Annotated in this window: 9 protein-coding genes; 3 read left to right on the plus strand and 6 right to left on the minus strand. The window is 68.9% G+C overall.

Going from position 1 to position 12,125, the window contains the following annotated elements:
• The first annotated feature begins 8 nt into the window (after positions 1 to 8).
• Entirely contained in the window at positions 9 to 2,333 is a 2,325-nt protein-coding gene (locus VEC04_RS01485) for a GH92 family glycosyl hydrolase (RefSeq protein ID WP_324773119.1), read from the plus strand.
• Between the two features lie 10 nt (positions 2,334 to 2,343).
• Here the strand turns inward: VEC04_RS01485 and VEC04_RS01490 are convergent, their stop codons facing one another.
• Together VEC04_RS01490 and VEC04_RS01495 are read right to left on the minus strand one after the other, a co-directional pair.
• A complete protein-coding gene (locus VEC04_RS01490; protein WP_324773121.1) occupies positions 2,344 to 2,868 on the minus strand; it encodes a hypothetical protein in 525 nt (174 codons plus the stop codon).
• Positions 2,869 to 2,882: 14 nt separating this feature from the next.
• Positions 2,883 to 4,277 (minus strand): glycoside hydrolase family 47 protein, encoded by a 1,395-nt coding sequence (locus tag VEC04_RS01495; protein ID WP_324773123.1) that lies wholly within the window; start codon positions 4,275 to 4,277, stop codon positions 2,883 to 2,885.
• Positions 4,278 to 4,463: 186 nt separating this feature from the next.
• Here VEC04_RS01495 and VEC04_RS01500 point away from each other — a divergent pair, with 186 nt between their 5' ends.
• Entirely contained in the window at positions 4,464 to 6,725 is a 2,262-nt protein-coding gene (locus tag VEC04_RS01500; RefSeq protein ID WP_324773125.1) for a hypothetical protein, read from the plus strand.
• Positions 6,726 to 6,728: 3 nt separating this feature from the next.
• Here the strand turns inward: VEC04_RS01500 and VEC04_RS01505 are convergent, their stop codons facing one another.
• The 4 genes from VEC04_RS01505 to VEC04_RS01520 form a co-directional block, all read right to left on the minus strand.
• The gene (locus tag VEC04_RS01505) at positions 6,729 to 7,496 is read right to left on the minus strand and encodes a peptidase (protein ID WP_324773127.1); all 768 of its coding nucleotides are present in this window, start codon (positions 7,494 to 7,496) and stop codon (positions 6,729 to 6,731) included.
• A gap of 73 nt (positions 7,497 to 7,569) precedes the next feature.
• Complete coding sequence (locus tag VEC04_RS01510; protein WP_324773129.1) at positions 7,570 to 8,394, minus strand: transglutaminase family protein; 825 nt, start codon at positions 8,392 to 8,394, stop codon at positions 7,570 to 7,572.
• Between the two features lie 7 nt (positions 8,395 to 8,401).
• Complete coding sequence (locus VEC04_RS01515; protein ID WP_324773131.1) at positions 8,402 to 9,334, minus strand: alpha-E domain-containing protein; 933 nt, start codon at positions 9,332 to 9,334, stop codon at positions 8,402 to 8,404.
• The gene (locus VEC04_RS01520) at positions 9,334 to 10,761 is read right to left on the minus strand and encodes a circularly permuted type 2 ATP-grasp protein (protein ID WP_324773133.1); all 1,428 of its coding nucleotides are present in this window, start codon (positions 10,759 to 10,761) and stop codon (positions 9,334 to 9,336) included. Before VEC04_RS01520 ends, VEC04_RS01515 begins: the two co-directional genes overlap by 1 nt.
• Before the next feature lie 168 nt (positions 10,762 to 10,929).
• On the opposite strand from VEC04_RS01520, the gene VEC04_RS01525 reads away from it, so the two are divergent.
• On the plus strand, positions 10,930 to 11,850 hold the full coding sequence (locus tag VEC04_RS01525) for a hypothetical protein (RefSeq protein ID WP_324773135.1): 921 nt from the start codon (positions 10,930 to 10,932) through the stop codon (positions 11,848 to 11,850).
• Positions 11,851 to 12,125: the final 275 nt, after the last annotated feature.

The raw sequence follows: 12,125 nt of genomic DNA on the forward strand, positions 1-12,125 counted from the left end.
AGGGCGGCATGCGGCGGATGGCGATCATGGCGGCGGTTCTGGCGATCGGGCTTCCGGGCGCAGCGGCGGCGCAGGACGTCCCCTCCCCCTACGACGCCGTCGATCCCTTCATCGGCACCGCCGGAAAGGGCCACACCTTCCCCGGCGCCGTGGCCCCCTTCGGCATGGTCCAGCTCAGCCCGGACACCGACTACAAGCTGCTGCGCGAGGGCTACGACTGGGCCTCGGGCTACCGCTACGACGATCCGACCATCCTCGGCTTCTCGCACACCCACTTCTCCGGCACCGGCCATTCGGACCTCGGCGACCTGCTGGTCACGCCCCAGTCCGGCGAGCTGCGGTGGGACGCCGGCGCCGCCGACCAGCCCGGCTCGGGCTACCGCTCGCGCTACGACAAGGCCTCCGAGGTCGCCGAGCCGGGCTATTACGCCGTGAACCTGACCGACTCCGGCGTGCGCGCCGAACTGACCACCGGCGTCCGCGTCGGCCTGCACCGCTACACCTTCCCCGAAGGCGCGCCGGCCCGGGTTCTGATCGACTTCCGCCCGTCCATCTACGACTACCCGGGCAAGGTGCTGTGGTCGCGCATCCGCGTGCATCCCGACGGCACGGTGACCGGCTTCCGCGAAACCCGCGGCTGGGCGCCCGGCCGCCAGTTCCATTTCGCCCTGCGCTTCTCCCGGCCCGTCACGGGATACCAGCTGCGCGACCGCGAGGAGAACGTCCCCTACCGCGGCTTCCGCCAGCCCGGTCGCTCGCCCTCCGACCGCCAGCAGGTCGAGGGCCGCCAGCTCGAGGCCGCCTTCGACTTCGGCGAGATCGACGGGCCCCTGCTGGTGCAGGTGGGCGTCTCCTCGGTCGACGAGGCCGGGGCCCTCGCCAACCTGGAGAGCGAGGGCGGAGCCTTCGACTTCGACAGCGTCCGCGCCAACACCCGCGCCCAGTGGGAGGAGGCCCTGAACGTGGTCGAGATCGACGCCGCGCCGGAGATGCGCGCCAGCCTCTACACCGCCCTCTACCACGCGCTGATCGCCCCCTCGGTGCACAGCGACGCCGACGGCCGCTGGCGGGGGCCGGACAATGGCGTCCACCAGGCCGACTTCACCGTCCATTCGACCTTCAGCCTGTGGGACACCTTCCGCGCCGAGCACCCGCTGCTGACCCTGGTCCAGCCCGGCTTCCGCAACGCCGACATGATCAACTCGCTCATCGCGGCGCAGCAGGTCAGCCCGTACGGCATCCTGCCGGTGTGGTCGTTCCATGGTCAGGAAACCTGGACCATGATCGGCTATCACGCCGTGCCGGTCATCGCCGACGCGTATCTGAAGGGCCTGCCCGGTGTCGACGGCGAGGCCGCACTGAACGCAATGATCGCCAGCGCCACCTACCGCCCTTACGGCGGTCTGGGCGACTATATGGACCTCGGCTACGTGCCCATCGACCGGGAGCCAGAGGCCGCGTCCAAGACGGTCGAATACGCCTATGACGACTGGACCATCGCTCGCATGGCCGAGCGGCTCGGCAAGACCGACGTCGCCGCGGAATTCGACCGCCGCGCCGGCTTCTGGCGCAACAGCTTCGACCCCGGGACCGGCTTCGTCCGCGCCCGGCTCGCCGACGGTTCCTTCCGCGAGCCCTTCGACCCGACCGCCATCAACTACGGATCGGACTACACCGAGGGCAACGCTTGGCAGTATTCGTGGTTCGTGCCCCAGGACATGGCGGCGCTGGTCTCCGCCATGGGCGGCGACGAGGCCACGGTGGCGAAGCTGGACGCCATGTTCGACTTCGATAACACCGGCCTCGACTACTCCCACGCCGAGGACATCGCCGGCCTGATCGGCCAGTACATCCACGGCAACGAGCCCAGCCACCACTCGGCCTACGCCTATGTCTACGCCGGCGCCGCGTGGCGGACGCAGGCCCGGCTGAAGCAGATCATGGACAGCCAGTACCGCGCCGCCCCGGACGGCCTCAGCGGCAACGACGACGTCGGCCAGATGTCGGCCTGGCTGATGTTCACGGCCATGGGCTTCTATCCGGTGACCCCCGGCTCGGGCCAGTACGTCATCGGCCGCCCCTTCACGGACCGCACGGTGCTGAACCTCGCCAACGGCCGCCGCTTCACCATCGCGACGGAGGGCCTGTCCGACGACCACCCCTACATCCAGTCGGTCACCCTGAACGGACGCCCCCTCGACCGCACCTGGATCGGCCACGACGAGATCATGGCCGGCGGCGAGCTGCGCTTCGTCATGGGGGCGGAGCCGAACACGGCCTGGGGCGCGGGCCCGAAGGCGCGGCCGTATTCGATGACCGGATACTCGCAGTAGGACCGGCCGTTCACCACGGCGCGCCGGCGGCTGACAGTGAGGCCAGCACCAGCGCCGCAACCGTTGGATAGAAGGTCAGGCCGAAGCCGAAGGCCCGCGCCACCGCCCCTTTGCGCCAGCCCGTCCAGAACAGCAGCCGGCCCAGCGAGAACAGCCCGGCCAGCGCGATCAGCGGCCCGGCGGGCCTGTCCAGCAGCATCGCGACCGCCAGCCAGATCGGCCATGCCAGCGCTGCCTGCTCCAGCGTGTTCCTCAAGATCGCCTGCGCCGCCTCCAGCGCCGGCGTGTCGCCGCCACCGATGGCGTCGGGCGAAAGGAATCTCCGCCGCGCCACGTCGCCAATCGTGGCCGCCAGCCAGAACGCCGGCACAAGTCCTGCGATCGAGGCTGCCACTAGGCGTCCGCCTAGGTCCGCTGGAACGTCTCCGGCTCCGAAACAAGCAACGGCGGCGAGGCCGGCGCCGGTCGTCGCGAGGGCCAGCCCCATCCGCACCGCCACTTTGCGCTGCTGCGCCCTGGGAGCCCTGACGTCCATTCCGCCCTCCTGATCTATCCGGCCACAAACCCTCTCAGCACATTCGCCTCCGTGCTCAGCACCAGCCGGTTCAGGTCGATCCGCTTCGGCTCCGCGAACATCAGGAAGTAGTATTTCATCTGCTCCGACCACCAGTAGCCCGGGCAGTTGTCGCCCTGGGTCATCGGCCGCGTGGTGATGTCGGCCAGCGAGGTGTAGCCGTAGGCCGCCTTCGAGGTCTCCTTCATGTTGCGGTAGTGGACCGCCGTCAGCGCCCGGTATCGCTCGTCCCGGTCATCCCGCCACAGGTTCAGACAGGCGTCGGCGAACTCCGGGCGCAGCCCCGTGCGCTTGCCGCGCGGCGTCGCCGTCGTCACGTTGATCGACTCCGGGATGATGACGTACTGCTCCTGCATCGCCGTGTAGCTGGCCAGGAAGTCGTCGCCCTCGCCCTTGAACCCCGCCTGCCCGAGCAAGCCGGCCAGATAGCCGCCCAGCACCGTCTGCGACGCCCCGGTCACCGCCCCGGTCTCGTAATCGACCATCGGGAACCACAGCCGCCCGTCGTAGCGCTTCCCCTGATGGGCAATCATCGCCGCCAGGCATTCCTCGGCCCAGCCCTTCATCTCGGCGTCGCCGAACAGCTCCCAGCTGTCCCAGAGGTATTCGTAGAAACTGTCCGCATAGACGTCGATCGAGGCGTTGCGGCTGATGAATTCGCCCGTCCCCGCATGGATGTTCGCCGCCATCAGGCCGATATCCGAGCGCCGGTCCAGCGCATGCTTCATCGCCCGCTTCGCCGCCGCATAATAGCGGTCGTCGCCGGTCAGCTGGCCCAGCACCCCGAACTCGGTCGCATAGGTGCCGATCTCGGCGAGGTTGGTCTCCGGATCGCGGACCGCCCCGGTCCTCAGATTCACATAGCGGTACGGCAGGCCATGCGGCGAGGCGTCGAAGGCCTTCATGAGCCGGTCCGCCAGATCCTTCGCCTTGCCCAGCAGCACCGGATCGCCGCACGCGAGATGCGCCGACAGCAGGCCGCCGACCAGCCGGATATTGGTCTCGAACACCTGCGAATAGCCGTCGATGTCGAAGTCGAGGCTGGACTTCACCCACTCCACGCCCTGCTGGAACTCCTCGTCCAGCTCCATCAGCCACAGCGTGTCCAGCGCCTCGACCAGCGACAGGCCGAGGTCATGCCCCTCGATGAAGAACGACTTCGCCGTCCCCGACACCGGATTGATCTCGTCCCTGCCCCAGGCCCGGGCGACATAGTGGTCCCACGCCCATTTGAATTCGGCCTTCACGTCGGCGCCCAGCGCGGCCCAGTCCTCGGAGCGGGCGGCGGCGGGCCAACTGGCCCCCCCGGCGAGAACGGAACCACCCATCAGGGCCAAGGCGTGACGGCGGTGCAGGCGGGGCTGGGTCATGCGTCACCGTATCCCGGCTGCGTGCATCCGCAACAGTCCTACGGCGGCCGGCGAGCCGAAGGGTCTGAGCACGCCTCTTGCCACCACAGGTAGAGACCCATAGCGTGACGCCGGAGGAATGGCCGTAGTGTTCACGCGTCGTCTCCTAGGGTCGCGTCGGCCCGCGAGCGTGAGTTGGGGGCGACCATGGCAGTCATCACCGGAGACGCCGGCGACAACGTTCTGGTCGGCTCGGGCGAGAGCGACGTCATCGAGGGCCTCGGCGGAAACGACACCCTCTCCGGACTGGGCGACGCCGACCGGCTGGACGGCGGCGCGGGCGCCGACGTCCTTCAGGGTGGCGACGGCGACGACCTGCTCATCGGCGGCCTCGGGAACGACACCCTGAACGGCGGAGCCGGCGTCGACATGGTGTCGTACTGGGCGGCGACCGGAGGCGTGACGGTCAATCTCGGCCAGCAGGGCGTGGCGCAGAACACCGGCGAAGGTCTGGATACTCTGATCTCGATCGAAAACATTGAAGGCTCGGCTTTCGACGACGTCCTGACCGGCGACGACAACGCCAACCAGATTTACGAAGGCGCCGGCGGCAACGACCTGCTCGCGGGCGGCGGAGGCGCCGACGTCATCACCATCAACCGGGGCGCCCATCCCGACAGCTTCGCATTTGTGACAGTCTCCGCAGACGGGGGGATCGGCGACGATATCGTCACGCTCAACGCCTTCCATCTCGATGGCGGCCGAATCACGATGAACGGCGGCGACGGAAACGATGTCCTCTCGGTCGATGGCCTGAACCTCGGTTCGCTTGAAATCCTGATGAACGGCGGCTCGGGCGCCGACGCCATCACGGTCGTCGGAGGCGTCTCGACCGTCATCCACGCCGGCGACGGGGATGATGTCATCACGCTCGACGCCCGGGGACGCTCGAGCGTCTTCCTTGGCGCCGGCGCTGACCGGATCGTCCTGACGGGGTCGCCGCCGTCGTCGTCCAGTCCGGGGATATTGCTCTACGAGTTCACCGCGGGTTCCGCTGGCGATGTGATCGACCTTTCGACCTTCCTGACCTCGGCGGGCCTGACCAATTTTCCTGCCGGCTCCAACCCCTTCGAAACCGGCCACCTTCGCATCACCAGCGTGAACGCCGACATCGTTCAACTGGAGTTCAGCGCCGACGGCGGGGCCAGCGGGTATTCGTCACTGGTGTGGCTGGAGGTTCCCGCCACATCGCTGACCTCTCACAATTTCGGCGGCTATCGGCCCTTTCCGGCCGTCACCGGCGGGACGGCTTTCGGCGACACCCTGCAAGGGATCGACGAGGACGACACCATCAACGGGCTGGGCGGGTCCGACACCCTCGTCGGGCGCGGCGGTCGGGACACCCTGAACGGCGGCGACGGTCACGACGTGCTGTTCGGCGACTACTATCTGCCGGATGACCGCGCCAACGGAAATGACATCCTGAACGGAGGGGCGGGGAACGATACCCTGACCGGTGGCGGCGGCGATGATTTTCTGAACGGCGGCGACGGGCTGGACATCCTCATCACCGGACGGGTGATCACCGACAACGCCTATCCGCCCTACTACTTCACCCCCGTGTTCGACCACAGCCGGGACGGCGGCTCGGATACGGTGGACGGCGGCGCCGGCTTCGACATCGCACACCTGATGTACGCCGCCTCCACCCAGTCCGTCGTCTTCGACAACACCAACGCCGCCGCCATCAACCAGATCACCGTGGGCGGAGTCGCCCGCGGCTCGGTGACTGGCGTCGAGGAGCTCCACGTCTATGGCGGATCGGCCGGCGACACCCTGACCGGAGGCCTCTACAGCGACTTTCTGTTCGGCAACGCCGGCGACGACTTGCTGTCAGGCGGCGGCGGCGGGGATGAGCTCGAGGGCGGCGACGGAGGCGATTCGCTGTCCGGCGGCGCCGGTCGGGACAAGCTGGTCGGCGGCTCCGGCGACGACACCCTGAACGGCGGCGCGGGTGACGATACGATCCTCGGCGGGACCGGCTGGGACACCCTCGTGCTGCAGGGAACCAGGGCGAACTACGTCGTGCTCCGCTCGGGCGAGGACTTCATCGTCAAGGGTCTCGACGGCTCCGACCGGCTGTCCGGCGTGGAGATCCTCCGGTTCTCGGACGGCAGCGTCATCGATCTCGCCCGGCAGTTCGAGCTCCCTCCCGCCGATACCGCCGGGGACGATCCCTTCGTCCTCCCTCTCTTCCCGGACGACCAGCCGCTGGTCCTGCCCGGCGCCGAGGCGGACAAATTCAGCGACGACGCCCTCGTGCTGCCCGGGGTCGAAGACCCCGCCGCCCGACTCTTCCTCGGGCTTGAAGCGCGTCTGGCCATGACCGGAGGCGTGATGCCGACACTGGACGCCGCCGGCGCGGTCATCGACGGCCCGACCCATCGCGACGACGGCTGGCTGCTCTGAGCCTCAGCCCCGGCTGGCCGCCAGCCGGGGGCCGCCCTTCATCCACGGCGGCTCCGGCATCGAGCGCCGGGCCGCCGCCTGGGCGCGGGTCCACTGGTCGTGCAGGTCGCTGAAATAGGCATCGTCCTGTTCGATCCGGCGCACGTCCCCGCTCAGGAAGCCGCGCCGCAGGGTCAGCAGGTCGAACGGCGCGCCCACCGCCACGTTCGAGCGCATCGTGGTCGAGAACGAGATAAGGCCCAGCTTGACCGCCTCGGCCAGCGGCGTGTCGTACGCCAGCCCACTCTCGAGGATCGGCTTGCCGTATTTCAGCTCGCCGATCTGCAGATAGGGCGTGTCGCGCCCGCACTCGATGAAATTGCCCTGGCTGTAGATCAGGAACAGACCCATCTCGCCGCCGGCGATCTGGCCGCCCAGCAGCATCGAGGCCGAGGTGTTCAGGCTGTCCGCCTCCAGCGCCGGCGCGATCGACTGCCGCACGCTGCGCAGCGCGTGGCCCAGCAGCTGGGCGCAGCGGTACAGGCTCGGCGCCGTCTCCAGCGTCTCCGACGGCTCGCCGACCTTCAGATGCACGCCCTCGCGGATCATCGCCATCGCCGTCTGCGTCACCGACAGGTTGCCGGCGGTGCAGATGCCCAGCACCCGGTCGCCCGGCCGGTCGATGACGTGCAGCTTGCGATACGACGAGATGTTGTCGACGCCCGCGTTGGTCCGGGTGTCGGCGATCATCGCCAACCCCTCCTCGACCAGCATGCCCACGCAATAGGTCATGGAATGAACCGGGTCCGGCCTGCGTCCGTCATGTGGGGACGGTAACAGATTCCCCCGCCTGTCGATCCCGCAACTACGCCTGTTGCTGGCTCTGTTGCATGTCGGCATCACGCACGCTCAGCCGCACCGCCAGCCGCTCGCCGCCGCCGCCGTAGCTGGCCCCCCGCACCGGCGCCGCGCCCAGATAGTCCAGCCCCGCCGCCACCCGCACGTAGCGATCAGTCGGGCAGACGCCGTTGGCCGGATCGAAGCCGACCCAGCCGAGATCCTCGATCCACGCCTCGGCCCAGGCGTGCGACGCCTCCTGCTGCTCGGTGTCGTCGCGGAACAGATGCCCCGAGACGTAGCGCGCCGGCACGCCCGTCTGGCGGGCGCAGGCGATGAACACATGGGCGTGGTCCTGACAGACGCCGCGCCCCAGCGCGAGCACCTCCGCGGCGGTGTGCGTCGGCGTCGTCACCCCCACCTCGAAGGCCACCGAGCCGTGTATGGCCGCCATCAGCCGGTGCATCCGGTCCAGCGGCGGATGGGCCGAGAACTCCGAGGCGAACACCGAGATCAGCTTGTCCCGCTTCGTCAGCGGCGTGTCGCGCAGGAACACCAGCGGCGACAGCGTCTCCTGATCCGGCGGCACGACGCCGCCGGTGTCGCTGGTGATCACCTCGCCGGACACGCGCACCGTCAGGCTCTGCGTCGGCTGCTCGGTGTAGAGGGTGTGCACGACATTGCCGAAGGCGTCCTCCGAGCGGCGAAGGCGGGCGTCGACGTCGGTCTCCACCGCCCAGTGGCGCACCTGCTGCGCCTCGCTCGAGCGCGGCGTCAGGCGCAGGCTCTGGATGATGAACCGCGCGGCCCGGTCGTAGGCGTAGGTCGTGGCGTGATCGATCTGGATGCGCACGGCCGCCCTAGCTCAGATACTGGTCGTGGATGGCCTGCCCCAGCCGCCCGTTCTCGGCGAGGAAGGCCTGGATGTATTCGTGCAGGCCGGACTGGAAGATCGCCTCGATGCGCGAGTTGTCGAACTGGCGCATCCGGTCCGCCGCCAGCCGCTGGGCGGGCCCGCGCCGTCCGTAGTCGTTGGCCAGCCGCTCCAGATAGCGGACGATCGAAGCCTGGCAGCTGGCCAGCGAACGCGGCATCTGCCGGTTCAGCACCAGCAGGTCGGCCACCAGCCACGGCTTGACCGAGTCGCGATAGACCCAGCGGTAGGCCGTCAGCGCTGACACCTCCCTCAGCAGGGTGGTCCACTGGAAATAGTCCAGCTGCCCGCCGACCCGCTCCCCTTCCGGCAGCAGCAGGTGGTATTTGACGTCCAGCAGCCGCGCGGTGTTGTCGGCCCGTTCGATGGCCGCGCCCAGCCGCAGGAAATAGTAGCCGTCGTTGCGCAGCATGGTCCGCGAGGTCGCCCCCTCGACGGCCAGCGTCATGGCCTTCACCCACTCGAGAAAGCGCGTGAAGTCGTCGCGCCGGGTCGGCTGCCCTTGCTCCTCCAGCCCGTTCCAGGCCCCGTTGATCGCCTCCCACAGCTCGATCGTCAGGGCGGTGCGCACCGACCGCGCGTTGGTGCGGGCCCGGGTGATGCAGGCGGCGATCGACGACGGATTTTCCGGCGAAAAGGCTAGGTATTCCCGCACCGACTTCTCGGTCGGCGATCGCCCCAGCGCCTTGGGCGCGCTGGCGCAGGCCAGGGCGCTGGCCCACACCGTTCCGCCGTCGCCGTCGCCGCGCGTCGGGATGGCCGCCAGCCGGATGGTCGCCTCAAGGATGCGCGCCAGAAAGTCCGCCCGCTCGATATAGCGGCCGGTCCAGTACAGGCTGTCTGCGGTGCGGCTCAGCATCAGACGTCCAGCACCCAGGTGTCCTTGGTCCCGCCGCCCTGGCTGGAGTTGACCACCAGCGAGCCCGGCTTCAGCGCCACCCGCGTCAGTCCGCCCGGCGCCACCTTCACCCCCTCCGGGCTGGACAGCACGAACGGCCGCAGGTCGACGTGCCGCGGCGCCAGCTCGCCGGCCTTGTCCAGCGTCGGCGCCGTCGAAAGCGCCAGCGTCGGCTGGGCGATGAAGTCGTCCGGATCGTTGATCAACCGCTTGCGGAAGGCCTCGATCTCCGTCTTCGAGGCCGCCGGCCCGACCAGCATGCCGTAGCCGCCCGAGCCCCCGACCTCCTTGACCACCAGCTCGTCGAGATGCGCGAGCGCATATTTCAGCCCCTCCGGCTCGCGACACCGCCACGTCGGCACGTTCTTCAGGATCGGCTCCTCACCGGTGAAGAAGCGGATGATCTCCGGCATGTAGGTGTAGACGGCCTTGTCGTCGGCCACGCCGGTGCCGACGGCGTTGGCCAGCGTCACCGTCCCCTCCTGATAGGCGGTGATCAGTCCCGGCACGCCCAGCGCCGAGTCCGGCCGGAAGGTCAGCGGATCGAGGAAGTCGTCGTCGATCCGGCGATAGACCACATCGACCTGCTGGCGGCCCTGCGTCGTGCGCATGAACACCTTGCCGTCGTCGACGAACAGATCGCGGCCCTCGACCAGATCGACGCCCAGCTTGTCGGCCAGGAAGCTGTGTTCGTAATAGGCCGAGTTGAACGGCCCGGGCGTCAGCACCACGATGACCGGGTCGCTCCCCGCCGCCTCCGGGGCGCAGGCCCGCAACGAGGCCAGCAGCATGTCCGCATAGGTCTCGACCGGCCGCACCGGATAGTCGGCGAACAGGTCCGGGAACAGCCGCATCATCATCTCGCGGTTCTCCAGCATGTAGGAGACCCCGGACGGCGTGCGGCAATTGTCTTCCAGCACGTAGAATTCGTCGTCGGCCGTGCGCACCAGATCGACGCCGGCGATCTGCACCCACACGCCGCGCGGCGGACGGCGGCCCTGCATCTCCGGCACGTAGTGAGGATTGGTCAGCACCAGCTCGGCCGGCAGCACCCCCGCCTTCAAGCACTCCTGCGGCCCATAGACATCGGCGAGGAACAGGTTGATGGCGTTGACCCGCTGGGCCAGTCCCGCCTCCAGCCCGGCCCACTCGGACGCGCCGATGATGCGCGGCACCACGTCGAACGGGATCAGCCGCTCGCTCGATTCCGCGTCGCCATAGACGGCGAAGGTGATGCCCATGCGGCGGAAGAACAGTTCGGCCTGACGCGAGCGCGCCTGCAGCAGACCGTCCGGCGCCTCCGCGAGCCAGCGCGCCAGTCCCCGATAGCTCTCCCGGACGTCCGCCCCATAGGCGGCCGCGTCTCCTGACATTTCGTCGAAGGCCATGCCGCTCCCGCTGCAATGAGCCACAAGCGTGGCCAGATAACCTACGCGCGCGCAACAGGAATGTTGCACCGCCACTGCCGGCGCTGACACCTTCGTGAGCGCGGCCGTTCGCCGGAACATCCTCGATCAGGTCCGGTTTTGCACCCCCAATCAACGGAGTGCAGGACCATGCAGAATCCCTTCCGTCATGACGATCATCAGGGGCGTCCCGACCACGACGACCGCCTGTCGCGCGAAGGCGACGGGGGCGGCCGGAATCGGCCCGAGGAATACCGCACCTGGGGCGGCGGCGACGGCGGCCGCACCGCCGAGGCCTTCCGCGGTCAGGGGCATGATCAGTATCGCCAGCCTTCCGGCGACGCTGGCTGGGGCCATGGCCAGCACCAGCAGAGCCAGTACGGGCAGGGCATGTCGACGCCGTACAGCGGCGACCGCGGCTCCAGCGGCCCCTATGGCCCGTCCGGCTATCAGTCGGGTTCCCAAGCGTATGGGGGACCGCAACACGGACAGGGCTATGGTTCGTCGGACTACGGTCAGGGCCAGAGTTCGATGGGCCATGGATCGATGGGACAGGGCTCGATGGGCTACGGCGGCATGGGCGCCCAGTCGTTCGACCTGCGCGGCCATAGCCAGTCCGGTGGCCAGTACGGCGGCTACGGCTCGCAGATGGGCCAGGGCTACGCCGGCCCGATGTATGGCGGCCAGAACTACGGCAGCCAGAGCTATGGCGGCCAGAGTTACGGCGGTCAGAGCGGCATGAGCCAGGGTCACGCTACCCACGGCTACGCCCCGGGCGCCCAGATCTGGGAAGGCTCCGGCCGGGGCATGGGCGGCCAGACCCATGAGCACCACGACTTCGAGCCCGACTACCTGCACTGGCGGCAGCAGCAGCTCTCGGCCTTCGACAAGGATTACAGCGACTGGCGCAACGAACGGCGTCAGAAATTCTCGGCGGAGTTCGACACCTGGCGCCAGAGCCGACCGCGAAGCGAGGCCTCGGGGGAGCACCACACCCCGGCCGAAAACCCCATCGTCGGCGACGTCTCCGACGGCGGCACGGGCAACGCCGCGGACGCGAAGAAGCGCTGACCGCGCCTCTCCTGCGTGACGAAGGGCCCGGCGGCGACGCCGGGCCCTTTCTGCTTCCAGGTCCCGGACCCCTTGTCATCCCGGACGCCGCAAAGCGGCGATCCGGGACGCGCCCACTCCAAACACCGTCCTCCCGGAAGCTGCGCCAGCAGTTATCCGGGAGACCGGTCAGGCACGCTGCGGCGGTCACCAGTCTCCCGGACAATCGCAGGCGATTTCCGGGAGGTGAGAAGACTGCCCCGCTCGTCCCGGATCGCCGCTTCGCGGCGTCCGGG

Source organism: Brevundimonas sp. (assembly GCF_035626535.1).
Classification (GTDB): domain Bacteria; phylum Pseudomonadota; class Alphaproteobacteria; order Caulobacterales; family Caulobacteraceae; genus Brevundimonas.